Genomic DNA, 21,985 nt, shown 5'->3' on the forward strand with positions numbered 1-21,985 from the left:
GACCGATGGAGGCTCTCAGCCATGGACGCTCGCTACGTTCTGCCCGAGTTCACGGAGCGGACCAGCTTCGGGACCCGGACCCTCGACCCGTACTCGAAGCTTCTCGAATCCCGGATCGTCTTCCTCGGCACGCCGGTCGACGAGACCTCGGCCAACGACGCCATCGCCCAGTTCCTCTACCTCGACCACGCGGCGCCGGGGCAGGACATCTCCCTCTACATCAACTCCCCCGGCGGCTCGATCAGCGCCATGACCTCCATCTACGACACGATGCGGACGCTCTCCTGCGACGTGGAGACCACCTGCCTGGGCCAGGCCGTCTCCACCGCCGCCGTCCTGCTCGCGGCCGGCACCCCGGGCAAGCGCCTGATCCTGCCCGGCGCCCGGGTCACGCTCCGGCAGCCGACTCTGGACGAGCCCCTCCAGGGACAGCTCAGCGACCTCGACCTCCAGGCGGCCGAGCTGCTGCGCCTGCGCGAGCTGGTCGCCGGGATGCTCGTCGAACACACCGGGCAGGACCAGGAGCGGATCGACGCCGACATCGACCGCCTGACCGTCCTGGACGCACCCGCGGCCGTCGCGTACGGCCTGGCGGACCACGTCGTCACGAGCCGGCGCGCCGGCGCCGGCGGCACGGCCCGGTGAGCCGGCCGTGGTCCCCGAGCTGCCGCCACTGCCGGCCCTGACCCGGGCCGAGGGTGAACTCGTCGACGCGTACCTCGAAGTCGTCGACCTCCTGGGAAAGATCAATCCATCCAGAGGTACGCATACCTATGGGGCGTTGCGCGCGGCCCAGGCCCTGGTGGGGCGGGCGGAGGCCCTGCGCGAGGCGCTGACGCTCATGCATAAACGGGGCGAGAGTGAGGTCCACGCGGACACATTGGCGCGCGCCCTAAGGGTGTTGGACGGGGAGCGCCGGGCGGACCGCGTCACCGTCCGCCGGACTCGGGCGAGTTGACATATCCGCGTGTCGTGTCGAGGTCCGGTCGGCCGACACGCACCGCAGAAACCCTCCCCCGTTCGGCGTAGTCGACGAGTCGACATATGCAGCGGGCGAGTTGCGCAACAGGTGTACGCATCTGGCGGAATCGAACGTTCCATCGCTGGTACGGGGCTCGTCGGCCAAACCTCCGAAGATCACAAAGGGGTGCTGTCCACCCGAACGGATCAGTCGTGAGGAGCCTCACATATCGCCGTTTCAGCTCGGTTTTCGCCCATGTCGTGGGTCAAGATCCGTGTCGACGACAAGCCCCCGCCACCGCGGCGGGGCGGTCCGGGCGGACGCCGAGTCCTGCCGCTGTCCCGGACGTCTGGTCGACAGGAGTGGATCGGCAGGAGTGGAGGACCCAATCAGTACGGAACGTTCGCGCTGTCCCAGCGAGGCCGTTCCTTGGGGTGAAGCCGCAGCCGCGGCCGGGCATCTTCGCCAGCCCGAACCCGACAGGTCATCCTTCGCAGGCGGCTGACGAAGGGTTGCGCATGACCGCGCAGATGCATGTCCCGTCCCTGCTGTCCCGGGCCGGAGCCGTCTCGGCTCTCACCCTCGCCGCCGTCGGCGGCACGCTGTTCGCCCCAGGTGCGGCAACGGAGGCCCAGGCAGCGACGACACACGCGAACAAGGCACTGAGCGTCGCCGCCGCGAAGAAAGGATCGCCGTACCGGTACGGAAGCACCGGACCCACCCGGTTCGACTGCTCCGGTCTGACGCTCTACGCGTACAAGAAGGCGGGCAAGTCGCTGCCCCGCACCGCGCAGCAGCAGTACAACAAGACCCGGCACATCTCCTCGGCCAGCCGGCAGAAGGGGGACCTGGTCTTCTTCCACTCCGGTGGGAGGGTCTACCACGTCGGCATCTACGCCGGCAGCGGCAAGATCTGGCACTCGCCCAAGACGGGCTCCTGGGTGAAGCTCGACAAGATCTGGTCGTCGAAGGTCTACTACGGCCGCGTCCGGTGACGATACCCGGGCGCTGACGCCCGATGAGGGGTGCGGTGGCGCCGCCGCACCCCCGCTGGGGACGAGCCCTACACCGGGGCCACCCGGGCCGCCGTCCACGGGAGGGTGATCCAGACCGTCTTGCCGCCCTCCTCGGTCGGAGTGACCGAGAGGCGGCCGCCGGCCTCCGCCGCGAGGACGCGGATGATGACCATGCCGCGCCCGTTGTCCTGCTGGACCGCTGCCGGGAGACGGCGGGGCCAGCGGGGATGGCTGTCGGTCACGCCGAGGTGCAGGCGCTCCTCCCGCTCCAGGCGGAGGTCGATCGTGAAGGTCGGCGACTGCCCGAACGTGTGCTGCACGGCGTTGGTGGCCAGTTCCGAGACGATCAGCCGGATCGAGTCCGCGATCTCCGCGGCGCCGTCGAGCCCCCAGTCCCCCAGGACGTCCGCGACGTATCTCCGCGCCGTGGGGACCGAGGCGGGATCGCTCGGCAGAGTGACGGATGCTTCCTGATGGTCTGCCATGGCGGCGCTGTCCCTTTCCCGCCGGGGACACCACCCCGGATTGCGCTTCGCGTCAGAGTGCTCTGATCGTCCCGCCCCGTCCGGTGTTCCACCACGATATGTGCGCATCTATCGCCCGAAGCGGTGAACTCTGCTCCCCGGAAACGCTCTTGGGCAGCGGAGTTCACCCGGTCAGACGGCGGCGGGCGCGGTCCGCAGGATGGTGTCGACCGCCCGCCGGACCTCGGCGTCCGTCAGGTCGGCGCGGGCCGTGAGCCGCAGCCGCGAGATGCCGTCCGGCACGGACGGGGGCCGGAAGCACCCGACCGCCAGACCCTGCTCCCGGCAGTCGGCCGCCCAGCGCAGCGCCGCCTCCGGCGAGGGGGCGCGCACCGAGACGACGGCCGCGTCCGGCCGCGCGGCGGTCAGACCGGCCGCCGTGAGGAGCTCGTACAGGGTGGTGGCGACGGTCCGTGCCCGGCCGGCGAGCGCCGGTTCGCCGGCGATCAGACGCAGGCTCGCGAGCGCGCCGCCCGCCGCTGCCGGGGCCAGCCCGGTGTCGAAGATGAAGGTGCGCGCCGTGTTCACGAGGTGCTCGACGACCCGGGCCGGGCCGAGGACCGCGCCGCCCTGGCTGCCGAGGGACTTGGAGAGGGTGAGGGTGGCGACGACGTCCTCGTCGCCCGCCAGGCCGGCCTCGTGCAGGGCGCCCCGGCCGCCGTCGCCGAGGACGCCGAAGCCGTGGGCGTCGTCGACGACGAGCCCGGCGCCGTGCGCCCGGCAGGCGTCGGCGAGCTCCGGCAGCGGCGCCTTGTCCCCGTCGACGGAGAAGACGGAGTCGCTGACCACGAGCGCCCGGTGCTCCGGCCGCGCCTCCAGGGTCTTGCGTACGGCCTCGGGGTCGGCGTGCGGGACGACGGCCGTCTCGGCGCGCGCGAGCCGGCAGCCGTCCACGATCGAGGCGTGGTTGGAGGCGTCCGACACGATCAGCGAGTCCCGGCCGCCGAGGGCCGTGAGCGCGGCCAGGTTGGCGGCGTAGCCGGAGGAGAGGACGAGGGCCGCCTCGAAGCCGCAGAACTCGGCGAGTTCGCGTTCGAGCCGGGTGTGCAGCCGGGTCGTGCCGGTGACGAGGCGCGAGCCGGTGGCGCCCGCGCCCCAGCGCCGCGCGGCCTCGGCCGCCGCCTCGGTGACCTCCGGCCGGCGGGTGAGGCCGAGGTAGTCGTTGCTCGCCAGGTCGAGGAGCTCCGACTCGGCCGCCCGGGGCCGCAGCGTACGGACGAGACCGGCCGCCGCCCGGCGGCGCGCCTCTGCGTCGGTCCAGTCGAAAGCGGTCCGGCGCGGGCCCTCGGCCCTGGCGTCGTCGGCCTGTGGCATGCGGCGATCCTTTTGTAGGCAGCGCACAGACCCTAACCGGAGTATGCGGAGGTCGGGATGTGGTCATCCACACACCTCGTTCGGGGGCGTTTGTTCGGATCCTCCTTGGCCCGGGGGTGGGCGGTAGGCAAGGATCAGCGCTTATGGACCTGCTGAACACGCTGGTGGAGAAGGGGCTGCGGCGCGAGCTGCCGACCCGTGAAGAAGCGCTCGCCGTACTGGCGACCTCCGACGACGAGCTGCTCGATGTGGTGGCGGCGGCCGGCAAGGTGCGCCGTCAGTGGTTCGGGCGGCGGGTGAAGCTCAACTACCTCGTCAACCTCAAGTCGGGGCTGTGCCCCGAGGACTGCTCGTACTGTTCGCAGCGGCTCGGCTCGAAGGCCGAGATCCTCAAGTACACGTGGCTGAAGCCGGACGAGGCGTCCCAGGCCGCCGCGGCGGGTGTCGCTGGCGGGGCCAAGCGGGTCTGCCTGGTGGCGAGCGGGCGCGGCCCGACGGACCGGGACGTCGAGCGCGTCGGCAGGACCATCGAGGCGATCAAGGAGCAGAACGAGGGCGTCGAGGTGTGCGCCTGCCTCGGTCTGCTCTCGGACGGTCAGGCGGAGCGGCTGCGGGACGCCGGCGCCGACGCGTACAACCACAACCTCAACACGTCCGAGGCGACGTACGAGGGGATCACCAAGACCCACACCTACGCGGACCGGGTCGACACCGTGCAGAAGGCGCACGCCGCCGGTCTGTCGGCCTGCTCCGGTCTGATCGCGGGCATGGGCGAGACCGACGAGGACCTGGTCGACGTCGTGTACGCGCTGCGCGACCTCGACTCGGACTCGGTGCCGGTCAACTTCCTCATCCCCTTCGAGGGCACGCCGCTCGCCAAGGAGTGGAACCTCACCCCGCAGCGCTGTCTGCGGATCCTCGCGATGGTGCGGTTCGTCTGCCCGGACGTCGAGGTGCGGATCGCGGGCGGGCGCGAGGTGCACCTGCGCTCGATGCAGCCGCTGGCGCTGAACATCGCGAACTCGATCTTCCTCGGCGACTACCTGACGAGCGAGGGCCAGGCCGGTCAGGCCGACCTCGACATGATCGCGGACGCCGGCTTCGAGGTGGAGGGCGCGGGCACGACGACGCTGCCCGCGCACCGGGCGGACGCGCTCGCGGCGGCGGGCGCCGTCGCGGCCGGCGGCTGCGGTTCGCACGGCTCGGCGGAGGGCGCGGGCTGTGGCTGCGGTTCGCACGGCTCGGCGGAGGGCGCGGGCTGTGGCTCGCAGGCTCCGGCGGAGGGCGCGGGCTGCAGCTCCGCCGGCGGGGGCTGCGGCCCCTGCGGCGGCCACGCGCCCGCCGCGGAGGTTCCCGCGGCCGAGGCCGCGGCGAACACCGCGCGGACGGACCTGGTGGCGGTACGCCGCCGGGGCGCCGGTACGGACCTCGCGCCGAATGCGTAACGACGAACTCCTCGCCCTGGACCGGGCCCACGTCTGGCATCCGTACGGCCCCATGCCGGGCCGTACGGACCCCCTCGTCGTCGAGTCCGCCTCCGGGGTGCGGCTGCGGCTCGCCGAACCCGCCGAGGGGCACGCCGAGTTGATCGACGGCATGTCCTCGTGGTGGTCGGCGATCCACGGCTACAACCACCCCGTGCTCAACGAGGCGGCGCGCGGTCAGCTCGACAAGATGAGCCACGTCATGTTCGGCGGGCTCACCCACGAGCCGGCCGTACGGCTCGCCGCCCGCCTCGTCGAGATCACCCCCGAGCCGCTGCGGCACGTCTTCCTCTCCGACTCGGGTTCGGTCGCCGTCGAGGTCGCGGTGAAGATGTGCCTCCAGTACTGGCGCTCGGTGGGCCGCCCCGGCAAGCAGCGGCTCCTCACCTGGCGCGGCGGCTACCACGGGGACACCTGGCAGCCGATGTCGGTGTGCGACCCGCAGGGCGGGATGCACGAGCTGTGGTCGGGGGTGCTCCAGCGGCAGGTGTTCGTGGACGCCCCGCCCGCCGCGTACGAGGAGTCGTACGCGGAGCTGCTGCAGACCGAGATCGCGCGTCACGCGGACGAACTGGCCGCGGTGATCGTGGAGCCGGTCGTGCAGGGCGCGGGCGGGATGCGGTTCCACGACCCGGCGTACCTGACGGTGCTGCGGGAGGCCTGCGACGCGCACGGCGTGCTGCTCGTCTTCGACGAGATCGCGACCGGCTTCGGACGGACGGGCACGCTCTTCGCCGCGGACCAGGCGGCGGTCTCCCCCGATGTCATGTGCGTGGGCAAGGCGCTGACGGGCGGTTATCTGTCGATGGCCGCGACGCTCTGCACGAGCCGCGTCGCCGACGGGATCTCCCGGGGCGAGGTCCCGGTGCTGGCCCACGGGCCGACGTTCATGGGGAACCCGCTGGCGTCGGCGGTGGCCTGTGCCTCCCTCGACCTCCTGCTGTCGCAGGACTGGGCCGTGGACGTCAAGCGGATCGAGGCGGGTCTCCGGGAGGGGCTCGCTCCGGTCGCCGACGTCCCGGGCGTGCGCGAGGTGCGGGTGCTCGGCGCGATCGGCGTCGTGCAGCTCGACCACGACGTCGACATGGCGGCGGCGACGCGGGCGGCGGTCCGGGAGGGCGTGTGGCTGCGCCCGTTCCGGGACCTGATCTACACGATGCCGCCGTACGTGACCGGTGACGAGGACCTGGCCCGGATCTGCGCGGGGGTCCGCGCGGCCGCCGCGGCGGGCTGACAGGACGGAAGGACAGGAACACAGTGGGAATCGTCGTGGTCTCCGGTACGGGGACGGAGATCGGCAAGACGGTCGTGACCGCGGCGGTGGCCGCCGTGGCCACGGCCGCGGGGCGGTCGGTCGCGGTCCTGAAGCCCGCGCAGACCGGGGTCGGGCCCGACGAGACGGGCGACGCCGACGAGGTGGTCCGGCTTTCGGGCGCCGCGGCCTCGGTCGAGCTGGGGCGGTTCCCGGAGCCGCTGGCTCCGGGCACGGCCGCCCTGCGGGCCGGACTCGCCCCGGTCGGGCCCCGGCAGGTCGCCGAGGCCGCCCGGGCCCTGGCCGCCTCGCACGACCTGGTGCTCGTGGAGGGGGCGGGCGGACTGCTCGTCCGCTTCGACGAGGAGGGCGGCACGCTCGCGGACGCGGCGGCGCTGCTCGGCGCCCCGGTCCTGTGCGTGGTCCCGGCGGGTCTCGGGACGCTCAACTCGACGGCCCTGACGGCCGAGGCGCTGGCGGCGCGCGGCATCGAGCAGCTGGGCGTGGTGGTCGGCAGCTGGCCGGCCGCGCCGGACCTGGCGGCCCGCTGCAACCTGGCGGACCTGCCGGAGTCGGCGGGCGCGCCGCTGCTCGGGGCCGTACCGGAGGGGTCGGGCGCGCTCGACCCCGAGGAGTTCCGCGCGGCGGCGGGCGGCTGGCTGGCGCCGGCGCTCGGCGGGACGTGGGACGCGGAGGCGTTCGCTGCGGACCACGCGGCGGACTTCGGGACGGGCTTCGGGACGGAGCTCGCGTCGGAGCGTGCGTCGGGCCTCGCGGCGGATGTCGCGGCGGACGTGCCCGCCTGATGCCCGCCTGATCCGGGGCCGACTCCGTACGCTGGGGCCATGCGTGCTCACGTTCAGGAGATCGTCTTCGACTGTGCCGATCCGGCCGCCCTCGTCCGCTTCTGGGCGGGGCTCCTCGGCGGTGATCCGGTCGACCGCTCCGGCGACTGGTCGTACGTCGATCCGCCGGAGTTCGTCCGGCTCGCCTTCCAGCGCGTGCCGGAGGGCAAGTCGGTGAAGAACCGGGTCCATCTCGACCTGGAGGTGGCGGACCCGGACCGGGCCGCCACGGAGGCCGGGCCCGCCGGCGCGGTCCGCGTCGGCGGCCTCGTGACGGACGAGCAGGGCTCCTTCCAGGTCATGCGGGACCCGGAGGGCAACGAGTTCTGCTTCGTGACCGGGTGAGGGGCGCACCGTGACCTCCCCGCGCCCCGGACTCCCGGCGCCCCGCGTCCACCACCCCCTCTTCGCGCGCTTCTACGCCCGCGTCAGCGTGTCGGCCGACACGCGCGGCGGGCTCGGTGCCCTGCGCGAGGAGCTGCTCGCCGGGCTCACCGGCCGGGTGATCGAGGTCGGTGCCGGGAACGGGCTGAACTTCGCGCACTATCCGGCCGGCGTCTCCGAGGTCGTGGCCGTCGAACCCGAACCCCGTCTGCGGCGGCTCGCCGAGGCGGCCGCGCTGCGGGCGCCCGTCCCGGTGACCGTACGGCCGGGCACGGCGGAGGCGCTGCCTGTGGAGGACGGTGTCTTCGACGCGGCCGTGGCCTCGCTGGTGCTCTGCACGGTACGGAGCGTGCCGCAGGCCCTCGCGGAGGTACGGCGCGTCCTGCGCCCCGGCGGCGAGCTCCGTTTCTTCGAGCACGTGGCGGCGGGGACACCCGGGCTCGCGCGCGTGCAGCGGGGGCTGGACCGTACGGTCTGGCCGCTGTTCTTCGGCGGCTGTCACACCGCGCGGGACGCGCTCGGGGCGATCGGGGCGGCGGGTTTCGCCCTCGGCCCGTACCGCTCCTTCGACGTCCCGGAGAGCGGGCCGCGCCTGCCGTCCTCCCCGTGCGTCCTGGGCGTGGCCCGGCGGTGAGCGGCGTGTCCCATCCGCCGGAACTCCCTGGCACGGGCGCTGCCCCGCGTGATGGGATCCGGCCATGATCGATCTGCAGATACGTGCCGCCCTGCCCGACGAGGCCGAGGCCGTCCTGGACTTCTGGAAGGAGTCCGCCGAGGGGACGTCCATCTCGGACGACGTGCACGGGGTGACCCGGCTCGTCGGGCGGGACCCTGACGCGCTCATCCTCGCGCTGGCCGACGGTCTGATCGTGGGGTCCGTGATCGCCGGCTGGGACGGCTGGCGCGCCTCGCTCTACCGGCTCGCCGTGCTGCCCTCCCACCGTCGGCGGGGGATCTCCACGGCGCTGCTGCGCGCGGCCGACGAGCGGTTCGCCGCGCTCGGGGGCCGGCGCGTGGACGCGATGGTCCTGGAGGCGAACGAGACGGGCCGCCGGCTCTGGACGGCCGCCGGGTACGAGCGTCAGGACCAGTGGCGCCGGTGGGTGAAGCCGCTCGACGCCTGACCGTCCTCCTGCGGGCGAAGCACCTCGGCGGCCGATAACCGCACTGCTTTGCTCGTCCTTTACCATGGTTCTTCATCCCGACGACCGAAAGGTGTGAGCGTCCGCCCATGGGCGAGCCTCCCAGTAGCACTGGTTCCACGTTCCGACATCGAGCGATCCCCTCCCCTCTGGCTGATCATGGGACGGAGGTGAACCGATGACCGAAGTGCTTCTGCTCGTCCTCGCGCTGCTGCTCTCGCTGGCGTGCGGCGCCTTCGTCGCGGCCGAGTTCTCGCTGACGACGGTCCAGCGCGGCGAGCTCGAAGAGGCCGCGGAGCGCGGCGAGCGCGGGGCGGCGAGCGCGCTCAAGGCCGTCCGTTCGCTGACGTTCCAGCTCTCCGGCGCCCAGCTCGGCATCACCGTCACCAACCTGGTCGTCGGCATGCTCGCCGAGCCCTCGGTCGCCAAGCTGATCCGGGGCCCGGTCGAGGCCCTCGGCCTCTCCCCCTCGGTGGCCTCCTCGGTCGCCCTCGTCCTCGGTACGGCCCTGTCGACCGTCGTCCTGATGGTCGTCGGCGAGCTGGTCCCGAAGAACTGGGCGATCTCCTCGCCCCTCGCGGTCGCGAAGGCGGTGGCGACCCCGCAGCGGGTGTTCACCGCCGCGTTCAAGCCGCTGATCAGCCACCTCAACAACACCGCGAACCGGATCCTGCGCCGTCTCGGCATGGAGCCGGCCGAGGAGCTGGCCTCCGCGCGTTCCCCGCAGGAGCTCGTGGCGCTCGCCCGGCACTCCGCGAAGGAGGGCGCCCTGGAGGCGGACACGGCCGAGCTGTTCGTCCGGACCCTCAACCTGGCGGAGCTGACCGCCGAGAACGTGATGACGCCCCGCGTCCAGGTCACCGCCCTGGAGGTGCAGGCCACCGCGGAGGACGTCGCGAACGCGACCCGCGCGACCGGGCTCTCCCGCTTCCCCGTCTACCGGGGCAACCTCGACTCGGTCGTCGGCATCGCGCACATCAAGGACGTGCTCGCCATACCGGCCGACGAGCGGGCGCGCCGCCGCATCGGCGAGATGCTGCGCGAGCCGCTGCTCGTCCCGGAGACCCTGACCGTGGACCGGCTGCTCGACCGGCTCTCCGGCAAGCAGACGATGGCCGTCGTCATCGACGAGTACGGCGGCACGGCCGGGGTCGTGACCCTGGAGGACATCGTCGAGGAGGTCGTCGGCGAGGTCCGCGACGAGCACGACCCGCACGAGACGCCGGACCTGGCGCGGGCGGGCGAGGACGCGGACGGCCGCGAGCTCTGGTCCGCCGACGGCGCCGCCCGTACGGACCAGGTGGGGGCGATCGGCCTCCGCGTGCCGGACGGCCCGTACGAGACGCTCGCGGGTGTCCTCGCGACCGAGCTGGGCCGTATCCCGGCCGTCGGCGACAGCGTGGAGCTGGCCGGCTGGCGGCTCGACGTGGTGGACGCCTCGGGGCGGCGCGCGGCGCGCGTGCTGCTGCACGCCCCCGCGCACGACACCACTGAGGACGAGACCGAGGAGGCCGGCCGATGATCGTCATCCAGCTGTTGATCGGTCTGCTGACCCTGGTCGTCAACGCGTTCTTCGTCGGCGCCGAGTTCGCCCTGATCTCGGTGCGCCGCAGTCAGGTCGAGCCGCTGGCCGAGGCCGGGAACCGGAAGGCGCGCAGCGTCATCTGGGGCCTGGAGCACGTCTCCGCGCTGCTCGCGGCGGCGCAGCTCGGCATCACCCTGTGCACCCTGGTCCTCGGCATCGTCGCCGAGCCGGCCATCGCGCACCTCCTGGAGCCGGTCTTCGACGCGGTGGGCGTGCCGCACGGCCTGGTCCACCCGATCTCGTTCGTGATCGCGCTGTCCGTGGCGACGTACCTGCACATGCTGCTGGGCGAGATGGTGCCGAAGAACATCGCGCTCGCGGAGCCGACGCGCACCGCGCTGCTCCTCGGCCCGCCGCTCGTGACGCTCGCGCGGGCGCTGCGGCCGGTGATCTTCACGATCAACGCCTTCGCGAACGCGCTGCTCAGGCTGTTGCGGGTGGAGGTCAAGGACGAGGTCGCGGCGACGTTCTCGGACGACGAGCTGGCCCGTATGGTCACCGACGCGGGCCACGCCGGGCTCCTGGACGACCGGGCCGCCGAGCGGCTGCACGACGCCCTGGAGCTGGGCCGCCGTCCGGTCCGGGACGTCGTGATGCCGGCGGAGAAGGTCGTGTACGCGCAGGTCGGCACCACTCCCGAGGAGCTGGAGGCGCTGTCGGCGTCGACGGGCTTCTCGCGTTTCCCCGTGGTCGACTCGGAGCGCCGGATCCTGGGCTATCTGCACGTCAAGGACGCCCTGGACGTCTCCCCGCGCGATCTGCCGTTCCCGGTGACGGCGCTGCGGCCGATCGCCCGGGTCCGGGCGGCCACGCCGCTGGACGACGTGCTGACCGCGATGCGCCGCAGCCGTACGCATCTGGCGGCGGTCCTCGACGAGGACGGCAAGCCGGCCGGTCTCGTGGCGATGGAGGACGTGCTGCGCGAGCTGGTGGGGCGTCCGGCGGCGCCGTGACCCGTTCCCGTACGCGTACGGCATGACGAAGGGCCCCGGGAGTTTTCCCGGGGCCCTTCGGGCGTCTCGGAGGGCCCTGTCGGAGCCGTGGTGTCAGAGTGCGGTGGCCGTCAGCCAGGCGTCGAGGAGGCCGCGGTCCCCGGCGTGGGCGAAGCGCGGGTCGTCGGCGGCGTACCGGCGGTGCAGGAGGAGGAGCAGCTCGTCGCTGTCGGCCGTGACGCCCGCGGTCGGTTCCGCTTCCGCCGGTTCCGTACGCGCGGCGGACGCCGTGCTTCCGCGCCGCCAGGTGAAGCCGCCCCCGCCGAGCGTGAGCGTCCAGACCGTCCCGGTGTCGCGGGCCGTGAGCCGGAGCAGGTCGCCGTCGCGGTCGAGCTGGGCGATCCGTTCGGCGGTCCGGGGGACGTACAGGAGGGTGGCGAGGTGGTGCTCGATTCCCTCGGCCGCCGTGCCGGGGTCGATCGGTCCGGCCGTGCCGTCGAGGGCGAGCTCGGCGTCGGCGAGGTGCACGACGGCCTCGTGGAGCACATGGCGCGGGTAGTACCCGGCGCGCGGTTCGGGCCCCGGGGACCAGAGCGGGGCGTCCGGGTCGGCGGCGCGCAGGGTCGCGACGAGGGTCTCGGCGCCGGCGGCGAACCAGCCGGGGTACGCGGCGGGGTCCTGCGGCAGGTCGAGCGGGACGTCCCGGGCGGGGACCCGGGCGGTGGCCCCGGTGCGGACGAGGTGCTCCGCCCAGCGCTGGACGGTGCCGAGGTGCCGGGTCAGCTCGGCGAGGGTCCAGCCGGGGCAGGTGGGCACGGGGGTGGCGGGGTCGGCGTCCCGGACGGCGGCGACGAAGCGGCGGGCCCGCTCGGCGACGGCCTCGCAGGCGGCGTCGTGGGTGTCCTCGGTGAGGCCGAAGCCCTCCGAGACCTTGAGCAGCTCGTCCCGCCAGGGGCCCTCCGGCCGGCGCAGGGCCGCCGCGCGGAAGTGCCCGTCGAGGGCGCGCCGGTCGGCCGCCGGGAGCCCGGCGAGGGTGTCCGCCGTGACCTCCAGCCACGCCACCGCCGTGTCGGGGTCCAGGGTCTCGTCGTCGCTGGTCTCGACGGCCGTCACCAGCTCGGCCAGGGCCTCGGCCAGTGTGCTCAGCAGCGCGTCGCTCATCGGGTCTTCCCCTCCCGGGTTCTCCACGGCACCCCGCGCATACCGCGCGGTATGATCTCTCCGCCATGGAGATCAATGCCACCTACACCAGTCTCGTCGCCCTCGGCGACAGCTTCACCGAGGGTATGTCGGACCTGAAGCCCGACGGTTCCTACCGGGGCTGGGCCGACGTCCTCGCGGGCCGCCTCGCCGCCCGTACGCCCGACTTCCGCTACGCGAACCTCGCCGTGCGCGGAAAGCTCATCGGCCAGATCGTCGACGAGCAAGTCGACCTGGCCGCAGGCATGAAGGCCGATGTGGTGACCCTCGTCGGCGGGCTCAACGACACCCTCCGCCCCAAGGTCGACATGGTCCGGGTGCGGGACCTGCTGACCGAGGCAGTGGAACGCCTCACACCCTCCTGCGGACAGCTGGTCCTGATGCGCAGCCCCGGCCGCGAGGGGCCGGTCATGGAGCGCTTCCGCCCCCGCATGGAGGAGCTCTTCGTCCACCTCGACGAGCTCGCCGCCCGGCACGGCGCCCTCGTCGTCGACCTGTACGGGTCGTCGACGCTCGGCGATCCCCGGCTGTGGGACGTGGACCGGCTCCATCTGACCGCCGACGGACACCGGCGGGTGACCGAGGCCGTGTGGCAGACGCTGGGCCTGCCGCCCGAGGACGACTGGCGGGCGCCGCTGCCCCCGGCCGGGCGCCCCGGCTGGGCGACCCGGCGGATCGCGGACGCCCGCTTCGCCAAGGAGCACCTGGGCCCCTGGATCGGACGGCGCCTGACGGGCCGCTCCTCCGGCGACGGCCGCGCCCCGAAGCGTCCCGAACTCCTGCCGTACGAGGCGCCGGCCGGCCCGTGAGCCGGGCGCCGCGCGGGCGCGCGGCTCGGCCACAAGTCGGTCACCGATCCGCGACCGGCGCACAGGAACACTCGCCGCCGGGCAAGATCCCTGCCATGCCGGCCCCAACCCAACACGACGAGGCACGTGCGGTGTACCACCGCTGTCGACTCGGCAAGAGCGAACTCAACCGCCTCTTCAGCCTTGCGCCAGAAGGAATCTCTTCAGCCGCCGTCACCATCTCCACGCAGCGCAACAGCACCCGGTACACCGCGAACACCCTCACGGACCTTGTCGATCACGTCCGCAACTCCAACGTCCGTCGCGCCAACCGAGCCGTGCTCCAGCCGACCGTGGACATCCCGCAAGGATCCTGGTGGAGCCGGGCCTCCAGCGGCGACAAGATCGCCCTCGGCGCCCTCGGCGTCGGCTTCCTCAGCTTGCTCGTAGCCCTCGCCACTCTCGAAAAAGACCTCATTGAGCCTCTTTCATCCTGAATAGCTGCAGGTCAGCAGTGTGTGGACGGCCTGGACGATGGTGCCGATGCGGCGGGTGGAGCATCTGGCTCGGCGAAGCAGTCGCCAGGACTTCAGCTGGGCAAAGGCGCGTTCGCCGGGGGCTCTCAGTCGGGCGTGGTCGCGGTTGAACTGCTGGTACTGCTCTGGCTGTTCGCGGTGGTGGTAGTAGGGGGTGCGAAAAGTGGCGCCGGCGCCCTGGTAGGCACGGTCCGCGAGTACGAGGATCTGCCGGGTGAGGCAGGCCTGCAGGATGCCGTGGGCACGGGCCGCGGTCAGGTCGTGGGTCCGGCCTGGCGTCGCGCGGGAGAACCACAGCGGTGTGCCGTCGGACCGGGCGATGACCTGCACGTTCATCCCGTGCCTGCGGTGCTTCATCGAGTAGTACGGCTCGTCCGCGTGGATCCGGTCGGTAGGGATCAGGGTGCCGTCAACGATGACATGGTCGCCTTCACCGAGGCCGGTGAGGGCTTCTTGGAGGCCCGGCGCCCAGCCGGCCAGAACGTCCAATGCCTCGTCAACGTAGCGCCAGGCGGTGGCCTGGGATATCCCGAATCCGGCTCCGAGCTGCGAGAACGTCTCGTTCTTGCGCAGATGGACGAGGGTCAGCAGCGCCTGCTGGAAGCAGTCGAGCTTGCGCCAGCGGGTGTTGCGGGCTTGGCGGTGTTCGTACAGCAGCCAGGCGACATGTTCGACGAGCTCGTGCGAGACATCGAGCGTGGCAGGATACGGAACCAACAGGGCCCCTTCGGTCGCCGGTGTGATGAGTGGAATCACCACGCCAACGACGAGGGGCCCTGCCTCTTTACCACACCCGCTGACCAGCCCACTTCACCCCCCAGTACAGGATGAAAGAGGCTCACTCAGTCGTACTTCCCCCTCGAGAAGGGGGGTGTTCACGAGTGCTTCTGGACAGGGCCAACGCGTCACCTTGAAGAACGTTTCCCATCCGCGGGATGATCGTTCCCCGCCACGGCAGTCCCGGGTAGGGCCGGTGACCTGATCCGAGCCGCTGCCGGCCCGGTCGACGAACGCACCGCGGCCTGCTTGGTGCAACGACGCCGGCTACAGAAAGCGGGGCCGCGATTTAGCGCAACCACAGCCCCGCCACGAACTACACTTTTTAGCTAATGGATTCCCACACAAACTCGCCCGAGTACGCTCGGACAGTATACGAACCCATAGCCTCACTACCGAACGTCAAACCGATCAAGTCACCCGACTCATCCAACCTCGGGATAACCTCAGTCACTTCGCGACCATCGGCCTGAACAACAGTCCTCGCGGTGTAATCCTCGACTGGCCAGAAGTATTCCGGGAGAGAAGCGTCCGGCCTACTTTCGATCCGCAGAGTCCAGTCGGTCCAGTCTGTAAGCACGACGCTACCTCCGCCCACCAGGACCAACTGAATACCCACGCAATCCCCGTCGGAATCGAGAACTTCATTCAGTTCGGAGATCCGCTTTCCGATCAATACCTCTGGCGTTACTCTTACCATGCGACTCGGTCCACATCTTTCCGGTTTCTCAGTACATCTTGTCAGCACCTTCATACCACTTGTTCAGCCCGTCGAGAGGGAACATTGAGACGAACTCGCCATCGCCCTTAGCAATGAGGAGATCAGTTCCCTTCTTATAGAACCAGTAGTCATTCGCTCCCCCCTGACCGGGGCGGTACGGGCCCTGACGCACCTCATCGGGAGCTGAGCGAACATCCTGGATTCTCTTTCCGTACCACTCACGCGCTTCGGCGTCCCCGGGATGCTTACCATAGTCCGTGGCATGCTTACCCCACTTCTTCCCGAGTTGTTTGCCCTCAGCGCCGTAGATTGCCGGACCGGGAACCGGTGGAGCTGCAGCTTTGGGAGTGTCCTTGGATCCTGCTTTCGCCCCACCCTTGAGCAGGTTCTTAAGAATGGATCGGACTGCGCCGACCAGGCTGATGTAACCAGCTATCTCCGTTACTGCATCGCCCGCGTCCCAAGCCTTCGTGCCCTTGTTGAGACCCTTCTCGGTGGCGAAGTCGTCGTACTGCTTCGTTCCTCCGCTGCAGTCTTCGATCCAGCACCAGGGGCTGAGCTTGGTCATGGCCTCGCCGGTCGCGGCGAGGCCATGACCTATGCCGCCCAGAAGGTCCTTCCAGCTTCCCTGTGCGCGCGGGTCCGCCGGTTCGTTGCTGGCGCACCCCGGGCGCATCGCGGGGTATCCGCTACCGCAGCTCTGATCGCCGGTTCCCGTGCCGGAGCCGCCGGAGCTGTAGGTACCCGTTCCCGAGGACGAGCCCGACCCCGAACCCCTGCCGGAACCGGACCCCGAGCCAGATCCCGATCCCGAGCCTGATCCCGAACCTGATCCCGAGCCGCTGCCCGACGAGGAGTGGCCACTCACGATCGCCACGACCTCGACGACGACCGCCACGATGATGGCGATCAGGGCCCCGAAGAACCGGCCGTCGGGGTCCGCGAAGGTGACGGGGTTGTTGTTGCTGTATGCGTATCCGTTGACCTGCTGCGGGTCCTTGAGGTCGATCACGGGGTCGGCACTGACGAACCGCCCGGTGTTCGCGTCGTAGTCGCGTGCTCCGATGTGGATGAGGCCGGTCGGGTCCTTGGTCCCGCCGACGAATCCCTTCTCGCCGGTCCAGCTCGCGGGTTTGACGCCTCGGTCCTCACCGAACGGCTGGCTGTACCGCCGGGTCACGGCCTGCGAGGCGGCGTCGATCTGGAGGTTGGCCGTGCCGTTGTGGTCGGTCGCGAGCCAGGTGAGGGACAGGGGTGTCCGTACAGCGATCGTCTGTCCGGCGTGGCTGTAGTACCGAGTCGCCTGGACGTTGCCACTGGTCTTGTCGAAGCGGAGTTCGGTCTCGCCGAGGTAAAGGGTGGTTCCCTTGGCGTCACGGCGTATGAGCCGGTTGCCGTCGGCGTCGTCGAGGAAGGTGGTCTCCGACGTGCCTTCCGTGACCTTGGTGAGGGTGTTCTCGGGCCCCCAGGTCAGCGTCTGACTCTTGGCGCCTTCCACGCGGCTGGTGGTGTTGCCGCTGTCGTCGTAGGTGTACCGGGTGGTCGGGGCCGTCGCGTCTGCGGGGGGAGTCACCGTGTTGGTGAGCAGGTGCGGACGGAGCGTCCCGTCGGCGGTCTTGGTGGCGTAGTTGTAGGTGGTGGTGGTCGGTCCACCCGTCGTGAGGTTGTCGGTGACGGTCTTGCGGTTGCCGGCCGCGTCGTAGGTGAACGACTTCCAGTAGGGGGCGGCGCCTCCGACGTTGGTGGTGGCGGGCGTGGTGCCGCAGCTGGCGGAGGCGGTCCAACCGCTCTCGAGCCTGCGGTGGCCGTCGTAGGCGAAGCACTGACGGTCGGCCGGCGACGTGGCGGTGTCCGTGACCTCGACCGGGTTGCCGGCGGCGTCGTACCGGTAGGAGACGTCCGCGTCGGTTCCGCTGTTGGTCTCGGAGAGGACGGTCTGGCGGGCGAGCCGCTTGGTTCCGTCCTCGTAGGAGCGGTTGATCTCCGTCCACTTGCCCTGGGTGGAGACACCGAGCGTGGTGCGGATGTGCTCACCGCCGGGCAGGTACGCGGTGCTCTGGACGATGCCGCTCAGACCCGCGAGGGTCGTGGGCAGCCGCTGCTGGTTATAGCCGTAGACGAGGACTTCCTGCTCGAGTCCGCCCATCGCCGGGATGACACGGTTCTGCAGGGTGCCGTCGAGGTTGTAGGCGTTGGTGATGGTGTAGACGCCGGTGCCCGCGACCTTTCCTTCACTGGTGCTGACCGTGTACTGCTCCCGGAGCACCCGGTAGAGGGGGTCGTAGGCGGCGTTCGTCTTGGCGTAGACCTGCCCGCTCTTTCCGCCTTCGTAGCGGATCGAGGACGTCGGACGCCCCTTGGCGATGGTGTCGAACGACCAGCGGGCGAGGTACTTGCTGTCGTCGATGGTGGGGACGTTGTTGACGACGGGGATACGGCCGGTCAGCTTGCCGGTCGTGCGGCCGAGCACGTCGTACGTGTAGCTGAGGACGTTCTCGTTGGCGTCCTCGGTGACGCTGACCTGGTCGAGGCTGTTGTACTCGGTCTTCGTCGTGCCGGTGTCGGGGTCGGTGGCGCTCTTCTGGCGGCCCAGGAAGTCGTAGGCGTAGCTCCAGACGTTGCCCGCGCTGTCCTTGACCTGGGTGAGCTGGTCGTCGCGACCGTAGGTGTAGGTCAGGGTCGTGTACGAGCCCGTGGCCTTGTTGCCGTCGTACTCGCGCTTCTCGGCCAGGCGTCCCCGGCTGTCGGCCGTTTCACGGACCGCCGGGGCTCCGGCGGGGGGTTCGACGACGGTGTAGTTGCCTTCGTAGGTGGTGGTGGTGCGGGAATGCTCCTTGCCGTTGACGAGGTTGACGGCGGTGGTGGGGCGGCCGGCTCCGTCGAAGGTGGTCGCCGTTCCCGACGGGGCGGCGGTGATGAGGTTGGCGAGGTCGCCGTTGGGGGCCGTGGTGTCGACGTAGTCGGCCGCGGTCTCGAATGCGAGGCCGCGGCTGTCGTACTTGGTCTCCCCAATGATGCGTCCCGTGCCGACCGCCGCGGGGGACTGCGTCTGGCGGGGACGGAGCAGGGCGTCGTAGATCGTGTACGAGGTCTGGTACGTGACGCCGTCGTTGTTCAGCGACTTCGTGGCGACCCAGGACGCCTTGCCCTGCTGGACCTTGTACTCGATCTTCTTGCTGGGGATCTGGGACGTGCGGTTGCGGTCGGCGAACCAGACGTCCGTGAGGCGACCGAGGGCGTCATAGACCATCTCGGTGCGCCGGGTGTTCGGGTCGACGCTGGCCTTGTTCACGCCCCAGTCGGGGTAGATCTCCGTCGTGACGGTGTGACCGAGGGCGTTGACCGCCTTCGTCGCGGTGAGCGGCCCTCCGGCGGCCGGGGTGTACTCGATGTGCTTGGCGCGCGTGCCGGTGGTGTCCCACTGGTCGGTGCTGCGTCCCAGGGGGTCGTAGGCGGCCGTGGCGACCGTCTGCAGCTGGGCGTTGCCGTTCGCGTCGTATCCCGTCACGCGCCGCGTGCTGGTGACGTCGCCCTTGACCGGTGCCGCGCCCCAGGCCAGTCCGTCGTAGACGACCCGGGTGTCGGACGTGACGTCGGTGGTGGCCGGGTCGCTGACCCGCTTGGGCGTGACGGAGCAGTCGACCGAGACCTTCTCGACCCTCTTGGGGAGGTTCCGGATCAGCCCCGTCCCGTCACCCGCGTACTCGGTCCTGGTGCAGGCCGTCTGGCCGCCACCGGAGACCTCCGTCGTCAGCGGCAGGCCGGCGGCGGTGTCGTACGTACTGGTGGTCGTGGTGGTGATCGGATCAGCGTCGGGTACGGAGGTGCGCTTGACCTCGGTACCGGTGCGGACCACGTGGGCGCGGACGGTGCCGTAGCTGTGGGTCTGCGTGGCGGTGTTGCGGGACCAGGGGGTGGTGATGACGCCGCTGATCTCGGCACCCGTGGTGCCGTTGTACGTGATCTGCTCCCGCAGCTGCCCGGCGTACTGCTCCTCGTCCGTGACCGTGGTGTTCCCGGAGTCGGTGAGGGTTTCCTTGCGGGTGGTGGCGCCGAGCTGCTTGTCGCCGTTCATGCCCCGGTAGTAGAGGCTGACGCTCTTGGAGCGGATTCCGGCACCCTCACCGGTGAGCGTGGTGACCTTCTGGTAGCCGCGCCAGATGCCCCAGGTGCGGTACTTCGCCTGGGTGATGGGGCTCTGGTCGTCGTAGGCCCAGGCACCGCCGGCCGGGTCGTAGTTGTAGCTGGTGACCTTGGTCTGGCCTCCGCCGGTGGGGTCGGTCTCCGTGACCTGGGTGACGACGTACTTGTGGAACCAGTCCGTGCGAGGCTGCGGGTCGGTGCCGGGGGTGGGGTTGGACGGGGGAATCCACTTGACCGGATAGCAGCGCTTGGTGTTGCTGTCGAGCGCCGCGGGAATGTTGGTGTCGGCCAGGCACTCCGGGTCGGAGTAGGTGGCGGTGAGCACGGAGCCGGTCTCGGACGTGATGCTGCGGACGCGCCACTTGATGAACGGGGGCACGTCGTCGCCGGTCTTGTCGACGCGGTTGTGGAGCTGAATGCCCCGGAACACGACGGCCGGCATGGTGATCGGAGTGCCCGACTTGCCGGTGTGCTGGATGGAGTTGAGCCACAGGGCGGCGTTGGAGCCGTCGCCGGGGTCGGGGAAGGAGTGGAGCAGCTGCCAGCTGTTGACGTCACGGTAGTCGGTGTCGACGCCCGTTCCGGTCCCCTTGTAGACCTGGGTGGTGATGTCGCTCAGGCGCTTGCGCGTGAAAAAGGCGGGCGACGGCTGGTCGGTGCAGACGGTGTCCTTCGCGCAGATCTGGTCGAAGGGGACGTCGGGCCAGGCGCTCTTATTGGCCGCGGTGAGGTTGGTGCACTGCTCCCCGCCGGTGATGACCCGGCACCGCTCCGCCACGGTGAACTTCACCCTCGCCGCGGCCGGCTGCGTGGTGGAGAAGATCGTGTTGGTGCGCTGGCCATAGTCGATGCGCTTGAGGTAGCCGCCGCGGGTGTACTCGGTGCCGTTCCCTGTCGTGCCGGCCTTTGCGTAGGAGTTGAGCTCCTTCTCGTACCAGTACGTCATGACGTTGCCGTGGGGGTCGACGACGTAGTCGAGGTTCCACCGCCATGCCTGGTTCTTGGCGCGGGAGCCGAACGTGGTGCCCGCGCTGTAGCCGGGTTCGCCGGAGTCGTCACCGAAGACGGGAACGGTCCAGACCGAGTTGGTGACGGGCTTGCCCGTCGTCCAGCCCTCCAGCTGGTTCTTGCCGAAGACGTACTGGGTCCCGTCGACCGTGGTGACGGTCCAGAACTCGCCCTTGTCGCCGGGCGTGCTGGGGGTGCCGGTGGTGCCGGCATCTCCGTCGTCGCCGTTGACGGCACCCGTGCCGCGGACGACCTGTTCGCCGTCGTCACTCTTGAGGTGCCACTTGCCGGCAGAGTCCTTCACCAGGCTGCTGGCCTTGCCGTTGAGGACGATGGAGGCGTTGTCCTCGCGCCAGCACTGGTCGTGCTTGCCGGCCTGACCGTCGTCGTCGCAGCTGCCGTAGGAGCGTTCGATGTAAGAGGTGCCGAGGTCGTAGCCCTCACCGATCCAGGAGGGCTGGGCACTGGTCGACGACGTACGGCCGTCGACGCTCTGCGCCGAGTAGCTGATCGCGGGCGAAGGCGCCGGTCCCGCCGGGGCGGGCACGACGTCGATCGGGTAGGACCAGGTGAAGTCTCCGTTGGAGCCACCACCGGCCCAGGTCGCGGACGGCGACAGCGGGGTGGCTTCGTAGGTTCCCTGGTCGGACGAGGTGCCGGCCGAGAGGGCGAGGACGGTGAAGGCACTCGCCGCGGGGGCTGCCTCCGGGACGGTGACCTGCGCGGTCACCGACTTGGTCTTGTTGTCGTTCCCCGACGGAAGGGGCGTGGTCTTGCGGCAGGCCGGCTTCTCGGGTGTGGTGAGCGCGCAGGCGGGGAGCTGGACCATGCGCAGGCGGGAAGACCAGTTGCCGGCGTAGGCGTCGGCGAAGCCGGAGTAGTCGACGGTGACGTCCAGCTGCTCCTTGCCTTCGCTCGCGCCGGTGCCCGCGACGCTGAGAACGACTCCGTCGATGCCGAGCTTCGCCGTGGCCTTGCGGTCCAGGACCGTGACATCGGCCGTGTCCGGTGGCGTGTCGGCACCGGCAGCGGAGGAGCTCCGCCCGACCGCGCGATCGGCAGGGGCATCAGCGGGGGCATCGGCAGGGACACCGAGTCGTACGGGCAGCCCGGCCGCCTGGGTCTTCGCACCCGCCGTCCCCGGCAGAGTCACGCGGGCGCTCGCCGCGGTGGGCCACGTCGGCCGGGCTGCCGCGCGCTGACGGGTCCTGGCGTCGGCGGCCAGCGCGGGGTCGGGCGTGTTGTCGGGCTTCGCCTGGAACTTCGCCGCCCGTCCGTAGCGGGCCGCCTCCAACGCGGTGTGCTCACGTTCGAACTTCGGTTCCGGTGCGGCACCGAGGAGTGTGGTGACCACGGCGGCGGTCACGGGGAGA

General features: G+C 70.8%; 18 protein-coding genes and 1 riboswitch. Of the genes, 13 read left to right on the forward strand and 5 right to left on the reverse strand.

Annotation, left to right across the window (positions count from 1 at the left end; all coding sequences use genetic code 11):
- The first annotated feature begins 21 nt into the window (after nucleotides 1-21).
- From ACFC0G_RS04100 to ACFC0G_RS04110, 3 genes are all read left to right on the forward strand, one after another.
- A complete protein-coding gene (locus ACFC0G_RS04100) occupies nucleotides 22-645 on the forward strand; it encodes an ATP-dependent Clp protease proteolytic subunit (RefSeq protein ID WP_376396843.1) in 624 nt (207 codons plus the stop codon).
- A gap of 7 nt (nucleotides 646-652) precedes the next feature.
- Nucleotides 653-958, forward strand: coding sequence for a hypothetical protein (locus tag ACFC0G_RS04105; RefSeq protein WP_376396846.1), 306 nt, complete (start codon nucleotides 653-655; stop codon nucleotides 956-958).
- A 314-nt stretch (nucleotides 959-1,272) separates the two neighbouring features.
- Nucleotides 1,273-1,476, forward strand: a riboswitch (cyclic di-AMP (ydaO/yuaA leader).
- 3 nt (nucleotides 1,477-1,479) lie between these two features.
- Nucleotides 1,480-1,956 carry a C40 family peptidase gene (locus tag ACFC0G_RS04110; protein ID WP_376396849.1) on the forward strand — a complete coding sequence of 159 codons (477 nt, stop codon included), beginning with the start codon at nucleotides 1,480-1,482 and terminating at the stop codon, nucleotides 1,954-1,956.
- 68 nt (nucleotides 1,957-2,024) lie between these two features.
- Here ACFC0G_RS04110 and ACFC0G_RS04115 read toward each other — a convergent pair whose 3' ends face one another.
- A complete protein-coding gene (locus tag ACFC0G_RS04115; protein WP_376396851.1) occupies nucleotides 2,025-2,462 on the reverse strand; it encodes an ATP-binding protein in 438 nt (145 codons plus the stop codon).
- A gap of 171 nt (nucleotides 2,463-2,633) precedes the next feature.
- The gene (locus ACFC0G_RS04120; protein ID WP_376396854.1) at nucleotides 2,634-3,815 is read right to left on the reverse strand and encodes an 8-amino-7-oxononanoate synthase; all 1,182 of its coding nucleotides are present in this window, start codon (nucleotides 3,813-3,815) and stop codon (nucleotides 2,634-2,636) included.
- 143 nt (nucleotides 3,816-3,958) lie between these two features.
- On the opposite strand from ACFC0G_RS04120, the gene bioB reads away from it, so the two are divergent.
- The 8 genes from bioB to ACFC0G_RS04160 all read left to right on the forward strand — a co-directional run bounded on the left by bioB (nucleotide 3,959) and on the right by ACFC0G_RS04160 (nucleotide 11,460).
- Complete coding sequence (gene bioB, locus ACFC0G_RS04125; protein ID WP_376396857.1) at nucleotides 3,959-5,260, forward strand: biotin synthase BioB; 1,302 nt, start codon at nucleotides 3,959-3,961, stop codon at nucleotides 5,258-5,260.
- Nucleotides 5,253-6,533: an adenosylmethionine--8-amino-7-oxononanoate transaminase gene (locus tag ACFC0G_RS04130; protein ID WP_376396860.1), complete on the forward strand. Its 1,281-nt coding sequence runs from the start codon at nucleotides 5,253-5,255 to the stop codon at nucleotides 6,531-6,533. Before bioB ends, ACFC0G_RS04130 begins: the two co-directional genes overlap by 8 nt.
- A gap of 23 nt (nucleotides 6,534-6,556) precedes the next feature.
- A complete protein-coding gene (gene bioD / locus ACFC0G_RS04135) occupies nucleotides 6,557-7,357 on the forward strand; it encodes a dethiobiotin synthase (protein WP_376396862.1) in 801 nt (266 codons plus the stop codon).
- A 39-nt stretch (nucleotides 7,358-7,396) separates the two neighbouring features.
- On the forward strand, nucleotides 7,397-7,741 hold the full coding sequence (locus tag ACFC0G_RS04140; protein WP_376396865.1) for a VOC family protein: 345 nt from the start codon (nucleotides 7,397-7,399) through the stop codon (nucleotides 7,739-7,741).
- Nucleotides 7,742-7,751: 10 nt separating this feature from the next.
- Entirely contained in the window at nucleotides 7,752-8,414 is a 663-nt protein-coding gene (locus tag ACFC0G_RS04145; protein WP_376396868.1) for a class I SAM-dependent methyltransferase, read from the forward strand.
- 64 nt (nucleotides 8,415-8,478) lie between these two features.
- Complete coding sequence (locus tag ACFC0G_RS04150) at nucleotides 8,479-8,904, forward strand: GNAT family N-acetyltransferase (RefSeq protein ID WP_376396871.1); 426 nt, start codon at nucleotides 8,479-8,481, stop codon at nucleotides 8,902-8,904.
- Nucleotides 8,905-9,100: 196 nt separating this feature from the next.
- Nucleotides 9,101-10,444, forward strand: a complete 1,344-nt coding sequence (locus ACFC0G_RS04155; RefSeq protein ID WP_376396874.1) for a hemolysin family protein — start codon at nucleotides 9,101-9,103, stop codon at nucleotides 10,442-10,444.
- Complete coding sequence (locus tag ACFC0G_RS04160; protein ID WP_376396877.1) at nucleotides 10,441-11,460, forward strand: hemolysin family protein; 1,020 nt, start codon at nucleotides 10,441-10,443, stop codon at nucleotides 11,458-11,460. The genes ACFC0G_RS04155 and ACFC0G_RS04160 overlap by 4 nt, the downstream gene beginning before the upstream one ends.
- A 93-nt stretch (nucleotides 11,461-11,553) precedes the next feature.
- On the opposite strand, the gene ACFC0G_RS04165 is transcribed toward ACFC0G_RS04160, so the two are convergent.
- Nucleotides 11,554-12,600: a maleylpyruvate isomerase N-terminal domain-containing protein gene (locus tag ACFC0G_RS04165; RefSeq protein ID WP_376396880.1), complete on the reverse strand. Its 1,047-nt coding sequence runs from the start codon at nucleotides 12,598-12,600 to the stop codon at nucleotides 11,554-11,556.
- A gap of 65 nt (nucleotides 12,601-12,665) precedes the next feature.
- Here ACFC0G_RS04165 and ACFC0G_RS04170 point away from each other — a divergent pair, with 65 nt between their 5' ends.
- Together ACFC0G_RS04170 and ACFC0G_RS04175 are read left to right on the forward strand one after the other, a co-directional pair.
- Complete coding sequence (locus tag ACFC0G_RS04170) at nucleotides 12,666-13,448, forward strand: SGNH/GDSL hydrolase family protein (protein WP_376396883.1); 783 nt, start codon at nucleotides 12,666-12,668, stop codon at nucleotides 13,446-13,448.
- Nucleotides 13,449-13,543: 95 nt separating this feature from the next.
- Nucleotides 13,544-13,924, forward strand: a complete 381-nt coding sequence (locus tag ACFC0G_RS04175) for a hypothetical protein (RefSeq protein WP_376396885.1) — start codon at nucleotides 13,544-13,546, stop codon at nucleotides 13,922-13,924.
- On the opposite strand, the gene ACFC0G_RS04180 is transcribed toward ACFC0G_RS04175, so the two are convergent.
- Complete coding sequence (locus ACFC0G_RS04180) at nucleotides 13,916-14,722, reverse strand: IS5 family transposase (RefSeq protein WP_376396888.1); 807 nt, start codon at nucleotides 14,720-14,722, stop codon at nucleotides 13,916-13,918. The two genes, ACFC0G_RS04175 and ACFC0G_RS04180, sit on opposite strands and share 9 nt — an antisense overlap.
- Nucleotides 14,723-15,468: 746 nt before the next feature.
- Nucleotides 15,469-21,978 (reverse strand): RHS repeat-associated core domain-containing protein, encoded by a 6,510-nt coding sequence (locus ACFC0G_RS04185; protein WP_376396891.1) that lies wholly within the window; start codon nucleotides 21,976-21,978, stop codon nucleotides 15,469-15,471.
- Between the last annotated feature and the right edge of the window lie 7 nt (nucleotides 21,979-21,985).

The organism is Streptomyces sp. NPDC056169, from assembly GCF_042268445.1.
Taxonomy (GTDB): domain Bacteria; phylum Actinomycetota; class Actinomycetes; order Streptomycetales; family Streptomycetaceae; genus Streptomyces.

Coding starts and splice junctions, on each gene's coding strand:
- ACFC0G_RS04150 (WP_376396871.1), top strand. CDS start 8,479: ATGATCGATCTGCAGATACGTGCCGCCCTGCCCGACGAGGCCGAGGCC.
- ACFC0G_RS04110 (WP_376396849.1), top strand. CDS start 1,480: ATGACCGCGCAGATGCATGTCCCGTCCCTGCTGTCCCGGGCCGGAGCC.
- ACFC0G_RS04115 (WP_376396851.1), bottom strand. CDS start 2,462: ATGGCAGACCATCAGGAAGCATCCGTCACTCTGCCGAGCGATCCCGCC.
- ACFC0G_RS04100 (WP_376396843.1), top strand. CDS start 22: ATGGACGCTCGCTACGTTCTGCCCGAGTTCACGGAGCGGACCAGCTTC.
- ACFC0G_RS04170 (WP_376396883.1), top strand. CDS start 12,666: ATGGAGATCAATGCCACCTACACCAGTCTCGTCGCCCTCGGCGACAGC.
- ACFC0G_RS04130 (WP_376396860.1), top strand. CDS start 5,253: ATGCGTAACGACGAACTCCTCGCCCTGGACCGGGCCCACGTCTGGCAT.
- ACFC0G_RS04155 (WP_376396874.1), top strand. CDS start 9,101: ATGACCGAAGTGCTTCTGCTCGTCCTCGCGCTGCTGCTCTCGCTGGCG.
- ACFC0G_RS04140 (WP_376396865.1), top strand. CDS start 7,397: ATGCGTGCTCACGTTCAGGAGATCGTCTTCGACTGTGCCGATCCGGCC.
- ACFC0G_RS04160 (WP_376396877.1), top strand. CDS start 10,441: ATGATCGTCATCCAGCTGTTGATCGGTCTGCTGACCCTGGTCGTCAAC.
- ACFC0G_RS04120 (WP_376396854.1), bottom strand. CDS start 3,815: ATGCCACAGGCCGACGACGCCAGGGCCGAGGGCCCGCGCCGGACCGCT.
- bioB (WP_376396857.1), top strand. CDS start 3,959: ATGGACCTGCTGAACACGCTGGTGGAGAAGGGGCTGCGGCGCGAGCTG.
- ACFC0G_RS04175 (WP_376396885.1), top strand. CDS start 13,544: ATGCCGGCCCCAACCCAACACGACGAGGCACGTGCGGTGTACCACCGC.
- ACFC0G_RS04165 (WP_376396880.1), bottom strand. CDS start 12,600: ATGAGCGACGCGCTGCTGAGCACACTGGCCGAGGCCCTGGCCGAGCTG.